We start from the raw sequence: 16,629 nt of genomic DNA, 5'->3' as shown, positions 1-16,629 counted from the left end.
AGGAGGGCTATTTTTGTGTAATCCCGTATAAGCTTATTTTTAGCTAAATTCTTTTATTACAGGAATGCTCCTTTTATGGTATAATTTAGAAGCAAAAAATCAGTTATTCTATAGGGGGAGTAATTAAAATGAAGAAAATATTTAAATGGGGAGCTATTATTATTGTAGGTCTCATCGTTATTGGTTTATTCTTCGGTGATGGTGAAGAAGACGGCGAAGTTGAAGTTACAGAAGAAGAGTCCACTGAGGCCAATAGTGATAGCGAAGACAATAAAAAAGATGAAGGTAAGAAAGAAAGTGAAGAAGAAAATAAAGATGAAACAAAAACGGCAAATATTGGGGACACTGCAACAATAAGTGATTTTTCCTTCACAGTTAATGGTGTTGAAGAAAAAGAAGAGATTAATGATGGAAATGAATTTACTGAACCAGCGACAACTAGTGGGAAATTTGTAATTGTTGATGTTACAGTCAAGAACGATAAAAAAGAAAGTGTAACTATCGATAGTTCTTTCTTTAAACTCCTTGATTCAAATGGTACAGAGTATGACCCTAATACTAGTGGAGACGTAATTATGAATATGACTGATGAAGATGATTTCTTTTTAGAGCAGGTAAACCCTGGTCTAGAGAAAACTGGAAAAGTTGTATTTGAAGTGGGTGCTGATGTTGATGTGGCAAGCTCAGTATTAGAAGCACAAACAGGATTTTGGGGTACTGAAAAAGTTAAAATTAACTTGAAATAATTAAACTATATAAAAAATAACTCAGTCTATTAATGACTGAGTTATTTTTATATATATAAGGTTTGTTATAAGGCAACTTTTAATTAAATGCATGTATAACCTGTACGTATCAATTAGTATTTACGGAATTAAATGTAAAATAATTGCTTAAGTAGATATGTTAATTGTTTTGTATTTGTATCTCTTCGTTGGTTTAAAACAATTGAGAAGCCCTTTATATTTATTTTTGTAAATAATCTAACGTATTATACCCTCTGTGTCCCTTTAAGTGCCCATTCCATCCTGCTCAGCAAAATGCTTCTCGTTAACTCGCCAGTCATATTAAATACTTGCAGATTAAACGTTGGGTTTTTCTGATCGGAATAATTTTTCCATTGTTCCGCGACATAGACTAAATCGGAAGCTTTAATTAATGCGACATCTGTATCTTGCTCAGAAAAGGCTTTTAATTTTTGGGCTTGAGCAACAGCTTCTTTTGTGTAGCCATGAACAATGATTAAAAATAGTGTAACTCTCATTTTCTCTGATCGAATATATCTCAAGAATTGATTAAAGTTGTTCTCTGAAAACGTATAAGGTTCCTCTGTACTATATTCCTGCAATCATCCGATTGTTTCTTCCTCTGTTAATGAGAATACAAACTCACTTCCTTTTCCGATAAAATCTTAGTATAATAGATTTATCATTAAATCAAAGGAGGAGCTACAATGGAAAAAAGTGAATTCAATATGATTATTCAAGCGATTCATGAACTGTCAGACAAAGTTGATGGTGTGGAAGAAAGAATAAATTTACGCTTAGACAAGCTTGAACAGCGCATGGACAGTCTTGAGCAACGCATGGACAGTCTTGAACAGCGCATGGATAGTCTTGAACAGCGTGTGGACAATCTTGAACAACATATGGAACGTTTAGAAGAAAAAGTGGACAAAAATCATGGTGTTGTTACGGATAAAATTGATCGACTAACTGAAAAAGTAGAATATATTCAAGAAAAAATAATCGATCATGATGAGGATATTTTCCGATTGAAAAAAAGGGTTCTATAAGATCAAAACAGCTATCAATACTACGAGTCTTTTATTTCTCACCGTATGCTATGATCTCCAAGTTTAACCTACGCAAACATCGTCCTAGATGAAAAAATTTAAAACGAACATACAAACTTCATTCCACAGAAATTCTTACTACAATTTAGCATTCAAGTCGTAACTTACAATAAAATCCGACACGATTTGGACCCTTTTTGGCAAAATATGTGCCATGTAGCTTATATATGCGCCCTGCACTATAACTTATGTTACCAATCTGAGAAAATATGGTCCGAACCATTCGATATATACGACCAAAAGAAGAATATATGAGCCTTTCAAACGAGCGTCATATGATTTTCCTTATTCACCAACCGTATGGCAAAAAAATTTAAAAGAATGATTTCATTTAAAAGGGGCTTTTTCAGGTATGTCGTAATCGTTACGGTATAAGATGGTTCTTTATCTGAATGGTCGGCTGATCAATCTTTGCAGAAAGAGAAGTAAATAGAAGTTCATGCAGCTAGTCAAAAGGGTCTGACTTATTCAAACTAGCTTTCTATGGGTTAAAGTTGTCTACTGAATAATTGAGTTCGATTATGTCACCAATTCTGGCAACTTGGGCAACAGTAAGAACAACCGTCGAAGATGCGATAGGGATGTTCGAGAGTGACTTTCTTGATTGCTAGTTGACAGTCATCAAATTTTCCGATAAAAACTTTCGAGTCAGTGGGTGAAACGATTGCACAGTCATCTGTATGGATTGTGAATATTCCTGTTGGATGAGGTTCTTCAAGGTAATAATAAGCTGACATCCAATCTCCCCCCTCAAAATCTATTTAATAGTAGTTATTCTGCATATATTGTAAAATTCCTTCATTATTATGTAAATAAAGATAAATTCCAACATAAAAAAAGCTGGCTTAAAGCCAGCTGGATTAGTCGATCTCATCATGTTTTTTATTATCTTTTTCTTCCCATTTTCTCTCTGACTGTGATGTTTCCTGGTAGCCAGCTCCGTCACGATTTTTTAACTCATCAATCTTCAAATCTTCCATTGGTATATCATCCGTGTGTTGTTGTTCTTTCATTCCATCTAAAGGTGTCCGTTTTTCATCATAGACAGAATCGCGTTTTCTATTTGTAGGTTTGTGATCTTTACTCATCAAATCACCTCATAACTCTTGTTTGTTATTGTTTACCTCATTTTTTTATATGCTAAACACAGAAACGCGCAGGTGCCGTTTCCTAGTCGTTCTATTTTCTGTTAACATTTAAGAGAGTTTGTTTATAAGAGTTAAGCATAATCATGATGATTTATATAAAATCAGCCTAAAAGAGCTTGTCGTGTAATTTGTAGGGTAAAATGTCGGAATTATTGGTAAAATGGAAAGTAGTTAAACGAATATTACATTGATACTGTCATTCTGTTGAATGGTATATAACCGTTCATCTGATAGATTAGTAGTTTACGCGTATATTTTGCGTAAAATACGCTAACGCTGAAAGTAGATTTGTCATTGAAAGATTTGAAGGAGGAGAACCGGGGATGGAGCGATCGATTGTGACGCAGCATTCAAAAATAGAAGAGCTGTTGACGAATATGGAAAAAGTAATTGTCGGTAAGCGAGATACGATTGAGCTGACGATTGTTGCTTTGCTTGCTGGAGGACATGTGTTATTGGAGGATGTGCCGGGAGTCGGAAAGACGATGCTTGTGCGGGCGCTAGCAAAGTCATTGGATTTGGACTTTAAAAGAATTCAATTTACGCCGGATCTATTACCTTCCGATGTGACGGGAGCTTCTGTCTATAATCAGAAGGAAATGACATTTGAATTTTTGCCAGGACCGATTTTCGGAAACATTGTTTTAGCGGATGAAATTAACCGTACCTCACCGAAGACTCAGTCCGCTTTATTGGAAAGTATGGAGGAGCGTAATATTACGGTTGATGGCCAAACGATGGCGTTGAAGCAGCCGTTTTTTGTCATGGCGACACAAAACCCGATTGAATATGAAGGGACGTACTCTTTGCCAGAAGCTCAGTTGGATCGTTTCTTGATTAAATTAAAACTGGGTTACCCGACAGAGCAAGAAGAAATTGATATGCTCGGGCGTACGACTTCCGTTCACCCTGTCGATAAAATTCAAGCGGTTATGACACAGGAAGAAGTCATTGATTTGCAACAACAAGTAACAGAAGTTCATGCCAGTAATGCGATCAAGGAATACATTGTGAAATTGGTTCATCAAACAAGAGAACATCCAATGCTTGAACTAGGAGCGAGTCCGCGTGCTTCGATCTCCTTGATGCGTGCTTCAAAAAGTTATGCGTTTATTCAAGGTAGGGATTATGTCGTTCCAGATGATGTGAAGTGGATGCTGCATCATGTCTTGATTCACCGCTTGCTCGTCAGTTCAGAAGCAAGGTTTGAAGGGCGCACGGTTGCTTCGATTTTAGATGAGATTGCAAATAAAACTCGAATACCGATGGAACGTGGTTAAGATGATTGCTTCGATCCGTACTTTTTTTCGATTTATTTTTGTTTTAGTTCTCGCTGGTCTTCTTTTTTCCTATGCCATGTTTCAAGGCGGGTTTGTCAGCTGGTTTTTATTTTTTGGCTTTCTCCCCGTATTCCTTTATTCGTTATTTTTAACACTTTATCCATTGAGTTCGTTTAAAGCTGAACGTCAATTTTCTCCGAAATATGGAGAGGCAGGACAAGACATTCAAGTGGAAGTGACGTTAAGACGCTTTTTGCCATTGCCGATCTTTTATTTAATAATCGAGGATCCATTGCCTGAAAGTCTGAATTGGAAAGATACACGTGCGAAAAAGTATTTATTTTTAAGCAGACCGAATGTATTGATGAACCGGGAAGCGAAAAAAACCATTCTATTTCCGTGGTTCAAGCGAAAATTAACCTACCAATACATGCTCGATCATGTACCGCGTGGAAGACATACATTCAATACCGTAAAAATTGTGACAGGAGATTTTTTGGGAATCATTAAGAAGCGAAAAGAGATTGAGGTTCAAAACGATATTCATATGCGAGCATGGAATCGAACGACCAAGCTATCCAGTGGAATGTCTGCGTTTGATGAAGGAAGGCAGTCAGCGTTTTTACCTCAAGTGAGGCACACAAATGTTGTTTCGGGTGTACGAGATTATGCCCCTGGCGATCGTTTTTCCTGGGTGGACTGGAAGACGACTGCTAAAAAACAGCGACTTGTCACAAAAGAGTTTGAGCAAGAAAAAAATAAAGACGTAACAGTGCTGTTGAATGGGGCCATAGAAGATACGGATCGTTGGCTTGCTTTCGAAGCGGCCATCGAGCTGTCTCAATCGTTGGCGCGACACTCATTAAATTTGTATGGGAATGTTCAATTTATCCATGCGGGTGCTGTCCAAGAAGAATTAATGTTGTCGAATCGCAGGCGGTCCGATGAACAACTCATTCAATTATTGTCAACAATCCAACCATTGCAATCGAGTTCATTTGAAGAGCAATTGATCAAGGAAGCGTCGTTACGTGCGGCTGATCGTAATCTGATCATCGTATCAGCAGAATTAAACCAACAAATTGGAGAATCGGTCTTGCGCTTAAGTCAGCAAGCAAGAGACGTTTTGTTTTTATTTATTGCAGGGAATAAACAGCTGACGAATCAAGAGCAAGCCGTCATCAATCGTTTGGAACAGAGTATTGCTGGTTTCCAATGGCTCTCTGAAGATCATTTGACGAGTGAGATTATCGAGGTGAACACGTAATGCGTTTGAACGGAAATCCGGCCCACCCGTGGGTAAGTATTTTATTATATATCGGCAGTATGCTTTTATTATTCGAATGGATTATCCCACTTGAAATCGTAACGGACACGGATTACGTTCATGTGTTTTATCTATTCGTCGCTTACTGTTTTTTGTTGACGGCGGTCGCTATGCCGGCATGGGTTCGTTCACCGCTTAAATTGTTCGGACTGCTCGTCGTCATGGATGTTCTGTTTTTTGATGCGCGTTTTATGTCAACGTCGTGGATGCAACAATTTTTCGCTGATCTAAGCATCAATACCGAGAGGCTTTCCAATCGGAGTTGGATGGAATTTACGGCGCCGTTTCGAACACTTCTATTTTTGATTCTATTATGGATGTTAAGTTATTTACTTTATTATTGGTTTGCGATTGTCAAAAAGCCATTATCATTTATCGTATTTACATTTGTTTATTTAACGGTTTTGGATACATTTACAGAATATAGTGCTGTTTGGCCAATTGTGCGTTCGTTTGTCATCGGGGTCGGTGTATTAGGCATCAGTCATTTATTTAAATTGGCTGAAGCGGAAAGATTACGGCTTCAATCGTTTCGTGTACTCCTGAAATGGTTGACGCCTTTGATCTTCGTGATTATTGCCGGAACATCAATCGGGTATGTTGCACCGAAGTTTAGTCCCCAGTGGCCTGACCCGGTTCCTTTTTTACAAGGAACGGCTGAGGAAGGTTTCAGTGGGATTGGCTTTCAAGACAAGGTACAACGGATTGGATATGGAGAGAATGACGAACAATTAGGTGGCGGATTTATTGCTGATGATACGACCGTGTTCTATGCAACTGCTGAATCGAGCCAATATTGGAAAGTCGAAACAAAGGATCGATATACCGGAAAGGGCTGGGAGCGAACGGTCGAAGGTGAATTCGCTACGGGAATTCCGGGAGAAATGCTCGCGTTGGAAGCATACTCGACAACGGTTACAAGAGAATCCGGTCAATCTAGTATTCAGTTGGTCGAACCAGGCAATTTAAATAAACTGCCGTATCGTTATGGAACAGCATCTTTTAGAGATTTGCAAGTCGAATACAATCCAGTGACTGGGGAAGTCAAAAGCCCAGATAACCTGCCAGGGGAGCCATACAATTTGCATGTGGAGCAACCGAAGTTCCCTCTCGAGCAGATGCAGAAACAAGTGCCTAAGATGCATGGTGTGCCAGAGCCATACCTACAATTGCCGGATACATTACCCGACCGTGTATACGAATTGACAGAGGAGATCATTGCAGGGAAAGAAAATCGCTATGAGCAAGCGAAAGCCATCGAACAGTATTTTTCTCGTAATGGATACGTTTATGAAACGAAGGATGTCCCAGTTCCTGATGACGACCAAGATTTTGTCGATCAATTTTTATTTGAAACACAAAGAGGCTATTGTGACCACTACTCAACATCGATGGTTGCAATGCTCCGTTCAGCCGGGATTCCATCTAGATGGGTCAAAGGCTTTACGGGTGGAGAAGTGACCCAACAGACAGACCTGGCGGAAGGTGAAGACTTAACGACGTATGAAGTGCAAAATAATAACGCTCACTCATGGGTGGAAGTTTTTTTTCCTGATGTCGGCTGGGTGCCTTTTGAGCCGACGGTCGGATTCTCCAACCAGACCGATTTTATGGCAGAAGAGTCGCCAGAAAGTTTGGAGGAAACGAACGAACCAACGGAGCAAGAAGAACAAGAACTCCCTGAACCTGAATTGGATGAAGGTCCTGAAGAACAACAGCCAGAAGAAGAAAGTGGTCGTGAAAATGTTGAATCAGCATCCGATGTTTCCGGTTATACCTTGCTGAAATGGGGCATTGTCATTGCGATTGCTGCGTTAATCATTTGGGTGATTGTGCGCTATCGCTTCCGCCTCATGTCCTATTGGAAGAAAAACAAATTACAACGGAATCATGATCAGGAATCGTTCACAGATGCTTATGGTTTCTTATTGAAGCTATTAGAAAAAGAAGGATATGCCGTAGAAAACGGTCAGACATTACGAGAATTCTCCAAGAAAGTCGACCGATTGACTGGAAACGCAGATATGTCTGAGCTGACCAGTTACTACGAACGGGCTGTTTACCGGGAAGAGAACCTGGAAAGTGAGCGAGAGAGAATCAACCAGTTATGGTCGCGTATTGTTCGTAATTTGCTTGCTAAATAAGAGTGATTTGCATAATTCATTCGGCTTTTGGCTATAAAGATTTGCATAAGGTAAAGCGAATGGAAAAAATATACGTGAAATTCCCTCTTGACGAATCGTGTAAGAGTTTGTAAAGTAGAGATGTAAAATAAAATTAAACTTGAACACTTCGTATAATATTGGGGATATGGCCCAAGAGTTTCTACCAGACCACCGTAAATGGTCTGACTACGAGTGATTGTCAATAGCCAAAGCGATGGTTCGTTATGATTTGACCAAGCTTATGGTATGTTTGCAATCTTCCTCGTAGCACTCTTGGAAATGACCAAGGGTGCTTTTGCTATTCTAAGAGAGTTATTTCTTGGATAGTCGTGGTGTTTCAAGTGATCGAGGGGGAAATTGCTATGAAAAAGTATTTTCGTTTTGAAGAGTTAGGAACAAATTATCGGACGGAATCCATGGCAGGTTTGACTACTTTTCTTGCGATGGCATACATTTTATTCGTTAACCCTGCTGTCCTCAGCTTGAGTGACGTCGAGGGAGTCGAAGGAATGGACCCTGAGGCTGTATTTGTAGCAACAGCTTTAGCAGGTGCGATTGGTACGTTAATTATGGGTTTGCTTGCCAAATATCCTATCGCTTTAGCGCCGGGTATGGGTCTGAATGCATTCTTTTCTTATAGTGTAGTTGTAGGAATGGGGATTCCTTGGGAAACGGCTTTGGCCGGAGTACTCGCTTCAGGTCTGATTTTTATCGTATTGACATTGACTGGAATACGCGAGAAAGTCATCGATGCCATTCCAAATAATTTAAAGCTCGCTGTTGGTGCTGGTATCGGTTTGTTTATCGCATTCATCGGCTTGAAAAACGTTGGAATTATTCAGGCTGACGATGCAACATTGGTCGCCCTCGGTGATTTAACCAATCCAAGTATCTTACTGACAATCTTTGGTGTGTTCGTCACTGTTATATTGTTAGCGGCAAATTTCAAAGGTGGCGTTTTTTACGGAATGATCATTACGGCCATTGCCGGAATGGTCGTCGGTTTGATCACTGTACCAACTGGTGTAAATGATGTTGTTGGTAGTGTACCAAGCTTAGCGCCAACATTCGGTGCAGCACTTAGTCATTTCGGTGAAATTTTTACGATGGATATGTTGGTCGTCATTTTAACGTTCTTGTTCGTTGATTTCTTTGACACAGCAGGAACATTAGTGGCGGTTGCGACACAGGGTGGTTTGATGAAAGACGGGAAGCTCCCACGTGCAGGGAAAGCTCTTTTCTCGGACTCTGCAGCGACTGTCAGTGGGGCGATTTTAGGTACGTCAACGACGACGTCATTTGTTGAATCGACAACAGGTGTCGGTGCAGGTGGTCGAACAGGGTTTGCATCTGTCGTCACAGCGGGATTGTTCTTGCTCGCTCTATTCTTCTCACCATTGCTTAGTGTGGTGACATCGGAAGTGACTGCACCAGCACTGATTATCGTTGGTGTTTTGATGGTAGCCAATTTAAAAGAGATTGAATGGGATAAATTCGAGATTGCTGTTCCAGCTTTCTTGACCGTCCTCATGATGCCTTTAACCAATAGTATTGCAACAGGTATTGCGATTGGATTCATTTTCTATCCGATTACGATGCTTGTCAAAGGCCGATACAAAGAAATTCACCCATTGATGTATGTGTTAGGTGTTATTTTCTTCTTATACTTTATGTTTTTATCCTAATTTATTTTCTGAAATAAGAGAGCCCCGATCGACTGGATGATCAACAGTTGATGGGGGCTTTTTGATTGCTTGGTAAGGCAGGACAGTATTCAATCCATTGGATACAATAAGAACATTATCTCGTTCAACTGTCGACAGTTGACCTAAGCTCTCAATTGGTATTAAAATACATAAGAATTGATTGGGTAAAATATGCTGACTACTCATATAGTTAATAGTGATTGCTCAGTTCAATTAAGGGAAGACTGAACATAAAAGTATATTCATTTGAGAGGAGACTTGGCGTTGCTTGAATCTAGCCTTGTCATGGTAACAATTATCCTAGTGGTAAATATTGTATACGTATCTTTATTGACCGGACGGATGATTTTTACCTTAAAAGGGAAAAAATATATTGCAGCTACCATTGGCGTTTTTGAAATAACCGTTTATGTAGTAGGCTTAGGACTTGTCTTGGACAACCTAGGTGAAATCCAAAACGTCATTGCTTATGCACTCGGCTTTGGGATTGGTGTCATTGTTGGAATGAGAATTGAAGAGAAGCTGGCGATTGGGTATATTACGGTAAACGTTATTTCCTCTAACCCAGACATTCCATTTACTCGTAAGCTTCGTGCAAAAGGTTACGGGGTGACGAGTTGGTATGCATATGGAATGGACGGTGATCGCTTGGCATTACAGGTGTTAACACCACGCCGTTACGAATTAATGTTGTACGAAGCGGTTAAGGAAATCGATCCAAAAGCGTTTATCATTGCATATGAACCACGTCAAATCCACGGTGGCTTCTGGGTGAAGAAAGTAAAAGGGAGTCGATTACAGCGTGAAGAAGAAAAAGTACAGAGTGAGTGACTTTGACTCGATCGATGTGTGTTTAGATCAAATGGCAAAAGACGGATATCGGCCAATCAGACGGATGGAAAAACCCGTTTTTGAGGAGAAGAAAAACGGTGAACGCGTACCGATTAGTCAAGAGATCATCTTTGAGGCGATAGAAAAATAACGAGGTTCAAAAGTGGATAATTCCCTTTTGAACCTTTCGTTTGTTGGAAATTTTTGATAACCTTAAATCGATCATTCATTTAAATAAGGTTTGTGTAAAAACCTCTGCGGGTCGAATAGCTCCTTTGTCGGGCAATATTTTGTCATACCTTCAGCAGCGATTAGCGCTGATAACTCGACTAACAAAAGGTTTCCGATTGTTAAAGGACGACGTGAAAGCCTCGCTGACCCTACTGCTAAACCGCATAGTCCGATGCTTGTCCGGACAAACGCACTAACCGTTCCGATATTTTGTTTTCTCACGACTTTTTCCTTCCCTTTACAGATTTAATGCATTAAAATATAGACTATACAGAGATAAATGGAGGACTGAACATGCAAGAACATTTATATCGTTGGCGCAACAAGCAGCTAAGAGAACATGTTGCTATTATTGACGGAAAAATTTCACCGACGATCGTTTTAAAAAATGCGACTTTCTTAAATGTCTATATAAAAAAGTGGCAAACAGCAAATATTTGGATCTATGAGGATCGCATTGTGTTTGTCGGCGAAGACATGCCGAAGAAAATGACAAACACTGAATTGGTCGATTGCTCCGGAGAATACCTTGTTCCTGGTTATGTTGAGCCTCATTCACATCCATACCAGTTATATAATCCCCATTCCTTGGCGGAGTATGCATTGAAAAAAGGAACGACAACACTTGTTAATGACAACTTGATGCTTCTTTTATTATTGGAAAAAAAGAAAGCGTTTTCTTTTATTGATAGTCTACAAGATATACCTGCTTCTCTTTTCTGGTGGGCTCGATTCGATTCGCAATCTGCACTCCGGGAAGAGGAAGAATTTTTAGATAATGAAGAAGTATTGGATTGGCTCAATCATGAAGCTGTCATTCAAGGGGGCGAACTGACGAATTGGCCTGAAATTTTAAAAGAAGATGACTTATCTCTATATTGGATGCAGGAGACGAAGCGGCTTCGTAAGTCCGTGGAAGGTCATTTCCCAGGCGCTTCCATCCGAACCTTGTCAAAAATGAAATTGCTTGGCGCGGATGGCGACCACGAATCGATTTCTGCGAAAGAATTGTATTTACGTTTGCAGTTGGGTTATTACGCAGCGATTCGCCATTCTTCCATTCGGCCGGACTTGAGAAATATACTAAAGGAGCTTACGGCTTACGATGTGAAGGTTTGGGATTATATGATGTTCACAACCGATGGAGCAACCCCTACTTTTTACGAAGAAGAAGGAATGATTGAACGCTGTATCGAAATAGCGATTGAAGAAGGGGTTCCCGTTGAAGAGGCGTATGCTATTGGCTCAATCAATGCGGCAAAATATTTTAATTTAGAGCATCGTCTTGGAAGTATTGCGCCGGGTCGCACAGCGCACATCAATTTCCTTTCTTCAAAAGAGAATCCAATACCTACTTCCGTTATGGCGAAAGGAAAATGGATTGTCCGAAATGGAGAAACAGCGAGCGATTACATGAAGCCAGTCGATTGGCCAGCCTATGATTTCAAACCGTTGAAATTGGATTGGGAGCCTGATGCAGACGACTTACATATTTCGATGCCGTTTGGTATGGAAATGATGAGTGATGTATTGTTGAAGCCTTATGCCGTCAAAACGGAATCGAATAAAAATTTACTGTCCCGTTCAAATAACGAAGCGTATGTACTTTTGATGGATAAGGAAGGAAAATGGTTAACATCTACCTATATAAAAGGGTTTACCGATTCTCTCGGTGGACTTGCGAGCTCCTATTCCAATACAGGAGATGTCATTTTGCTCGGTAAGAAAAAGAGCGATATCCAGCTTGCATTCCAACGAATGAAGGAGCTAGGTGGAGGCATTGTTCTTGCACATAAAGGTGAAATCATTTTCGAACTACCTTTACGGTTACAAGGTGTTATGGCAAACTTAAAGATGGAAGACGTTATTGAAAAAGAGAGAGAATTGAAAAAGCTGTTACAAGAATTCGGTTATACATTTGGCGATCCTGTCTATACATTGTTATTTTTATCATCGACACATTTGCCCTATATCCGAATTACACCATCAGGAATTATTGATGTCATGAAAAAAGAAGTCTTGTTCCCGTCGATTATGCGTTAATGCAAATTTCAATTAAAAGGTAGTGGGGAAACGATGAGAAAGTATTACGTTATTTTTACTTTATTAATGATTTTGGTAGTCACCTCCGCTTGTAGCAACGATGAAGAAACGAGCGAGGAACCGGCTGAAACGGAACAAAATCAAACGGATGACGAATCTACCGAGAATGAAAATGAAGAAATTGAAACGAAACCTCAATACACTTATCCATTGACCGGAGAAGAATCTGAGGAAGAAGTGACGAATCGTGCGTTGGCGGTGATGATTAATAATCACTCAAAAGCTAGACCGCAAACAGGGTTGATTGATGCTGATGTTGTATATGAATTTTTGGCTGAAGGACCGATTACTCGCTTTCTGGCAATATTTCAAAGTCAATTACCAGAAGCGGTTGGACCTGTACGAAGCGCGCGCTCTTACTATATAGAGACGGCCAAAGCACACGAAGCGTTGTACATTTATCATGGCGCAGCAAATTTCATTGAAGAAGATTTACGTGCCGGTTGGGTGGATAATTTGAATGGAGCTTATTATGACGACGACGGATTTTTGTTCAAACGGGAATCCTTCCGAAGAGCCCCACATAATTCGTATGCGTTATTGGAAAATGCTTATGAAGTCGCAAAACGGAATAATATAGAGACAGAAAAAGAGCATGACTGGCTCGGTTTTTATGAAGAAGATGAGCTGAGCGAAGTTGATGGTTCACCAGCAACAGACATAACGATTGATTATTTCAGTAACTTAAGTGTTTCCTATGGATATGATGAAGCGACGAATACGTATGCACGTTTTGCCGATGGACAGCCATCTACCGATTTAAACACAGAAGAACAGCTTCATTACGCAAATGTTTTAATATACGAAACACACCATGAGGTCATTGATAAGGCATTACGCCGGGACATTGACCGCGAATCGGGTGGAAAAGGATACTTGATCCAAAATGGTGTAGCAAAAGAAATTGAATGGAAAAATGTCGATGGACTAATGCTCCCATTTGTAGACGGGAAAGAAGCAAAATTAGTTCCCGGTAAAACATGGATCAACGTGATCCCACTAGGCATTGAAGAGAAAGTAACGATTCAATAAACAACAAAGAATGGACAAGAAAAAACCTGGAGGAGGGTTTTACATGCAAATCGATAAATTGCGCGGGAAAGAATTGGATCAGTTTTTCAAAGGAATTCTTGCATTGAAAGACGTTGAAGAATGTTATAAGTTCTTTGACGATGTAGCAACGGTCAATGAAATCCAAGCACTCGCACAACGAATGGATGTCGCTCGGATGCTTCGTGAAGGCCACACGTACCAACGAATTGAGGAAGAAACGAATGCCTCAACGGCGACGATTTCACGCGTAAAACGAAGCTTGAATTACGGCAGTGAAGGATACGAAATGGTATTCGGTAGAATTTATGCAGATGAAAAAGAAGAATAAATGAGTAAAAAATCCGTTCCGTTTAAGGGAGCGGATTTTTTTATGTGTGAAAATGGAGATATTTGGACGATCAACGCCCGAATGAGTGCCAAATCAGCACGAAAGGTCGTCGAGAAGCGGTCTCAACGCCCGAATGGAGTTCATAAAAGTAGCTTCGGTCGAAGAGAAACCGCGCGACTATTGATTCATAAAGCGAGAGGTGTATTCAGTTGAATAGACAATCGTTTTTTACCCAACCAACACATATCCAATTGAAAAACAGATGCCTATTCCAATAAAGCTGCTCGCGATATAAAAGGCCGCAGTTAGATATTTTTTCCCACGAAGCATGTCCACTGTTTCAACGCTGAACGTCGAGAAAGTTGTGAAGGCTCCGAGAAAACCAGTGCCAAGTAAGAGAGTATTTGGCCCACTCGACATGGCGGCGATTACGATTCCTAATAAAAAAGATCCAATTAAATTGATAGTGAGTGTTCCCCAAGGAAATACATTTGTTTTAGAAAATAATAGAGAGAGCACATATCGAGTGATCGCACCGAATGCTCCACCGATCATGACGTGAATCATTTTGTCACCTTCTTTTCCATCCAAATAAATCCACTGAGTGCTGCGAGTATTCCTCCAATTAAGGTTGCTGATGCGTAAGTGACCAAGTAAGTATATTGCTCGCTATCAATGAACGTGAAAAAATCGAAGGCTACTGTAGACATTGTTGTAAATCCACCACAAAACCCAGTCCCTAATAATAATTGGAAGATGTACTTTTCTGGATGTGTGATGAAGTAGGCTACGATTGCTCCTAATAGGAAGCTTCCCAGGATATTGACGCTAAATGTTGCTATGGATGGTGTGTCAGCAAGTAAGCGGGCGATCATGTACCGAAAGCCGCTTCCTAAAGCGCCTCCTAAGCCGACGGCCAATAAATAGTGTAATTTCATCGAAATACTCCTAGTTTTTGTTTCTTTTATTCTAACATGTTCATTCTGTTAGAGGTTCAAACTGCATAACTTCGGGTAATCCAATAGATAGATTGTATTATTGAGGTGAACCGTTATGTTTCTATTATTAAGTGCGATTTCGGCACATCGTTCTTATAAAAAATTGGATGAATATCTTCAAAAAGACGATATTGAGTCATTTAGGCATGAATTATTACGTTTGCATCCATATAATCAGATGACCTGGTTTGAGCAATTACAAAATCCTTCCTTACGAAAAAAGGTTTATGAATCTTTATCAGCTAAGGAATTTGCTGAGATATTTCAAAAATTGAAAGTGAAGGATCAAGTAGAAAAGATTCAAGAGTTAGATGAAACCTACCAGGCTGAAGTTTTTTCAGCGATGTCAACGAATCGATTAGCCGATTTATTTAATCGTTTGCCAGAGGATGTTATTCATCAATCGATTGATCAAATGGATGCTGAACAAGCACGGACAACAATGCAGCTGATGAAACATGAGGAAGGTACAGCTGGAGCGTTGATGACAACAGAGTTTGTTTCGTTAAATAAGGGGTTGACTATTGAGCAAGCAATCGAAAAATTGCGAGCGTTTGCTGATGAAGCGGAGACAATTTACTATGTTTATGTGGAAAATGATGAACACCAATTAGTAGGCGTAGTTTCGCTTCGTCATTTGTTGGCGAGTGAATCTACGAAGACGTTAGAAGAGATTATGAAAGAAGAAGTCATACAAGTTGTGCAAGACAAAGATCAGGAAGATATTGCGAAACTGACGAAAGACTATGATTTAATTGCAATTCCTGTTGTTGATGATGATCGTCATTTATTAGGAATTATTATGGTCGACGAAATTATGGATGTCGTAGAAGAAGAAGCGACAGAAGACTTAGGTGAATTCGCTGCATCCAGAGGCGCATTAGGTATTGAAATATCTGCGTTGATTGCTGCGAAAAAAAGAGCGCCGTGGATTATGGGATTATTGCTGATTGGGATGATTACAGCACAGATCATTAGCTTTTTCGAAAGTACGTTACAAGAAGTTGTGATGTTATCTGCGTTTATTCCTTTAGTGATGGGTGCTGCAGGAAACACGGGGACACAGACACTAGCAGTCATTGTTAGAAGTATTTCAAATGACGAAGTGAAAAAAGGTGTCTGGAAAATTATTTTACGGGAATTATCTGCAGGGTTCATGATCGGTATTTGCTCGGCTGCGGTTTTGCTTATCGTCATTCCGATTTTCTATAACGGAAATTGGCCACTGGCATTTATCGTCGGCGGCTCGGTTTTTCTCGCATTAGGATTTGCGACCTTCATTGGTTGTGTCATTCCAATTATTATTAACAAATTAAATATTGATCCGGCCGTTGCTTCAGGACCTTTTATAACCACGCTGAACGACATGGTTAGTATCGTCATTTATTTCCTAATTGCAACATCATTTTTACAGTACTTGCAATAGAAAATAGTTAGGGGGAAATATTTGACCGCTACCCTTGGATAGCAGGTTTCTAATCGACGATAGGCCCAAATTTTATTGCTCTATCGTCGAATAGAAGTCCTCTAATCGACGGTAGGCCCAAATTTTATCGTTCTATCGTCGAATAGACGCCCTCTAATCGACGGAAGGATCAAATTTT

Annotated in this window: 17 protein-coding genes and 1 riboswitch; of the genes, 12 read left to right on the top strand and 5 right to left on the bottom strand. The window is 39.9% G+C overall.

Going from position 1 to position 16,629, the window contains the following annotated elements:
- Positions 1 to 128 precede the first annotated feature (128 nt).
- Complete coding sequence (locus FPQ10_RS12255) at positions 129 to 746, top strand: DUF4352 domain-containing protein (protein WP_144163782.1); 618 nt, start codon at positions 129 to 131, stop codon at positions 744 to 746.
- A 245-nt stretch (positions 747 to 991) separates the two neighbouring features.
- On the opposite strand, the gene FPQ10_RS12250 is transcribed toward FPQ10_RS12255, so the two are convergent.
- On the bottom strand, positions 992 to 1,348 hold the full coding sequence (locus FPQ10_RS12250; RefSeq protein ID WP_144163781.1) for a hypothetical protein: 357 nt from the start codon (positions 1,346 to 1,348) through the stop codon (positions 992 to 994).
- A 105-nt stretch (positions 1,349 to 1,453) separates the two neighbouring features.
- On the opposite strand from FPQ10_RS12250, the gene FPQ10_RS12245 reads away from it, so the two are divergent.
- Positions 1,454 to 1,795 carry a coiled-coil domain-containing protein gene (locus FPQ10_RS12245; protein WP_144163780.1) on the top strand — a complete coding sequence of 114 codons (342 nt, stop codon included), beginning with the start codon at positions 1,454 to 1,456 and terminating at the stop codon, positions 1,793 to 1,795.
- A 920-nt stretch (positions 1,796 to 2,715) separates the two neighbouring features.
- Here FPQ10_RS12245 and FPQ10_RS12240 read toward each other — a convergent pair.
- Complete coding sequence (locus FPQ10_RS12240) at positions 2,716 to 2,943, bottom strand: hypothetical protein (RefSeq protein WP_144163779.1); 228 nt, start codon at positions 2,941 to 2,943, stop codon at positions 2,716 to 2,718.
- Positions 2,944 to 3,326: 383 nt separating this feature from the next.
- Between FPQ10_RS12240 and FPQ10_RS12235 the strand changes: the two genes are divergently transcribed.
- The 6 genes from FPQ10_RS12235 (at position 3,327) to FPQ10_RS12210 (ending at position 10,463) form a co-directional block, all read left to right on the top strand.
- The gene (locus FPQ10_RS12235) at positions 3,327 to 4,283 is read left to right on the top strand and encodes an AAA family ATPase (RefSeq protein ID WP_144163778.1); all 957 of its coding nucleotides are present in this window, start codon (positions 3,327 to 3,329) and stop codon (positions 4,281 to 4,283) included.
- 1 nt (position 4,284) lies between these two features.
- Positions 4,285 to 5,550 carry a DUF58 domain-containing protein gene (locus FPQ10_RS12230; RefSeq protein ID WP_186278680.1) on the top strand — a complete coding sequence of 422 codons (1,266 nt, stop codon included), beginning with the start codon at positions 4,285 to 4,287 and terminating at the stop codon, positions 5,548 to 5,550.
- Positions 5,550 to 7,754, top strand: coding sequence for a DUF4129 domain-containing transglutaminase family protein (locus FPQ10_RS12225; protein WP_144163776.1), 2,205 nt, complete (start codon positions 5,550 to 5,552; stop codon positions 7,752 to 7,754). Before FPQ10_RS12230 ends, FPQ10_RS12225 begins: the two co-directional genes overlap by 1 nt.
- 127 nt (positions 7,755 to 7,881) lie before the next feature.
- Positions 7,882 to 7,984: riboswitch (purine riboswitch) on the top strand.
- A gap of 153 nt (positions 7,985 to 8,137) precedes the next feature.
- Entirely contained in the window at positions 8,138 to 9,460 is a 1,323-nt protein-coding gene (locus FPQ10_RS12220; protein ID WP_144163775.1) for an NCS2 family permease, read from the top strand.
- A gap of 285 nt (positions 9,461 to 9,745) precedes the next feature.
- Positions 9,746 to 10,312, top strand: a complete 567-nt coding sequence (locus tag FPQ10_RS12215) for a DUF2179 domain-containing protein (protein ID WP_144163774.1) — start codon at positions 9,746 to 9,748, stop codon at positions 10,310 to 10,312.
- Entirely contained in the window at positions 10,284 to 10,463 is a 180-nt protein-coding gene (locus tag FPQ10_RS12210; RefSeq protein WP_255439964.1) for an NETI motif-containing protein, read from the top strand. Before FPQ10_RS12215 ends, FPQ10_RS12210 begins: the two co-directional genes overlap by 29 nt.
- 71 nt (positions 10,464 to 10,534) lie before the next feature.
- Here FPQ10_RS12210 and FPQ10_RS12205 read toward each other — a convergent pair whose 3' ends face one another.
- Positions 10,535 to 10,765, bottom strand: coding sequence for a YgaP-like transmembrane domain (locus tag FPQ10_RS12205; RefSeq protein WP_186278679.1), 231 nt, complete (start codon positions 10,763 to 10,765; stop codon positions 10,535 to 10,537).
- Between the two features lie 72 nt (positions 10,766 to 10,837).
- Between FPQ10_RS12205 and FPQ10_RS12200 the strand changes: the two genes are divergently transcribed.
- The 3 genes from FPQ10_RS12200 to FPQ10_RS12190 are packed head-to-tail and all read left to right on the top strand — an operon-like array spanning position 10,838 to position 14,027.
- Complete coding sequence (locus FPQ10_RS12200) at positions 10,838 to 12,586, top strand: adenine deaminase C-terminal domain-containing protein (RefSeq protein WP_144163772.1); 1,749 nt, start codon at positions 10,838 to 10,840, stop codon at positions 12,584 to 12,586.
- A gap of 33 nt (positions 12,587 to 12,619) precedes the next feature.
- Positions 12,620 to 13,678: a DUF3048 domain-containing protein gene (locus tag FPQ10_RS12195; RefSeq protein ID WP_144163771.1), complete on the top strand. Its 1,059-nt coding sequence runs from the start codon at positions 12,620 to 12,622 to the stop codon at positions 13,676 to 13,678.
- A 43-nt stretch (positions 13,679 to 13,721) separates the two neighbouring features.
- Complete coding sequence (locus FPQ10_RS12190) at positions 13,722 to 14,027, top strand: YerC/YecD family TrpR-related protein (RefSeq protein WP_144163770.1); 306 nt, start codon at positions 13,722 to 13,724, stop codon at positions 14,025 to 14,027.
- A gap of 228 nt (positions 14,028 to 14,255) precedes the next feature.
- On the opposite strand, the gene crcB is transcribed toward FPQ10_RS12190, so the two are convergent.
- Both crcB and FPQ10_RS12180 read right to left on the bottom strand, forming a co-directional pair.
- Positions 14,256 to 14,594, bottom strand: coding sequence for a fluoride efflux transporter CrcB (gene crcB, locus FPQ10_RS12185; RefSeq protein WP_144163769.1), 339 nt, complete (start codon positions 14,592 to 14,594; stop codon positions 14,256 to 14,258).
- Positions 14,591 to 14,965, bottom strand: coding sequence for a fluoride efflux transporter FluC (locus FPQ10_RS12180; RefSeq protein WP_144163768.1), 375 nt, complete (start codon positions 14,963 to 14,965; stop codon positions 14,591 to 14,593). The genes crcB and FPQ10_RS12180 overlap by 4 nt, the downstream gene beginning before the upstream one ends.
- A gap of 115 nt (positions 14,966 to 15,080) precedes the next feature.
- Here FPQ10_RS12180 and mgtE point away from each other — a divergent pair, with 115 nt between their 5' ends.
- Entirely contained in the window at positions 15,081 to 16,451 is a 1,371-nt protein-coding gene (mgtE, locus tag FPQ10_RS12175; RefSeq protein ID WP_144163767.1) for a magnesium transporter, read from the top strand.
- The last annotated feature ends 178 nt before the right edge of the window (positions 16,452 to 16,629 follow it).

The organism is Allobacillus sp. SKP2-8, from assembly GCF_007559355.1.
In the GTDB taxonomy this organism is placed as follows: Bacteria; Bacillota; Bacilli; order Bacillales; family Alkalibacillaceae; genus Allobacillus; species Allobacillus halotolerans.
The sequence above is the reverse complement of the archived record's forward strand: the minus strand, read 5'-3'. Positions and strand labels throughout refer to the sequence as shown.

What these genes read in the sequence shown, in the direction of transcription:
- FPQ10_RS12255 (WP_144163782.1), top strand. Translation starts at nt 129, where the DNA reads ATGAAGAAAATATTTAAATGGGGAGCTATTATTATTGTAGGTCTCATC.
- FPQ10_RS12245 (WP_144163780.1), top strand. Translation starts at nt 1,454, where the DNA reads ATGGAAAAAAGTGAATTCAATATGATTATTCAAGCGATTCATGAACTG.
- FPQ10_RS12240 (WP_144163779.1), bottom strand. Translation starts at nt 2,943, where the DNA reads ATGAGTAAAGATCACAAACCTACAAATAGAAAACGCGATTCTGTCTAT.
- FPQ10_RS12235 (WP_144163778.1), top strand. Translation starts at nt 3,327, where the DNA reads ATGGAGCGATCGATTGTGACGCAGCATTCAAAAATAGAAGAGCTGTTG.
- FPQ10_RS12230 (WP_186278680.1), top strand. Translation starts at nt 4,285, where the DNA reads ATGATTGCTTCGATCCGTACTTTTTTTCGATTTATTTTTGTTTTAGTT.
- FPQ10_RS12225 (WP_144163776.1), top strand. Translation starts at nt 5,550, where the DNA reads ATGCGTTTGAACGGAAATCCGGCCCACCCGTGGGTAAGTATTTTATTA.
- FPQ10_RS12220 (WP_144163775.1), top strand. Translation starts at nt 8,138, where the DNA reads ATGAAAAAGTATTTTCGTTTTGAAGAGTTAGGAACAAATTATCGGACG.
- FPQ10_RS12200 (WP_144163772.1), top strand. Translation starts at nt 10,838, where the DNA reads ATGCAAGAACATTTATATCGTTGGCGCAACAAGCAGCTAAGAGAACAT.
- FPQ10_RS12195 (WP_144163771.1), top strand. Translation starts at nt 12,620, where the DNA reads ATGAGAAAGTATTACGTTATTTTTACTTTATTAATGATTTTGGTAGTC.
- FPQ10_RS12190 (WP_144163770.1), top strand. Translation starts at nt 13,722, where the DNA reads ATGCAAATCGATAAATTGCGCGGGAAAGAATTGGATCAGTTTTTCAAA.
- crcB (WP_144163769.1), bottom strand. Translation starts at nt 14,594, where the DNA reads ATGATTCACGTCATGATCGGTGGAGCATTCGGTGCGATCACTCGATAT.
- FPQ10_RS12180 (WP_144163768.1), bottom strand. Translation starts at nt 14,965, where the DNA reads ATGAAATTACACTATTTATTGGCCGTCGGCTTAGGAGGCGCTTTAGGA.
- mgtE (WP_144163767.1), top strand. Translation starts at nt 15,081, where the DNA reads ATGTTTCTATTATTAAGTGCGATTTCGGCACATCGTTCTTATAAAAAA.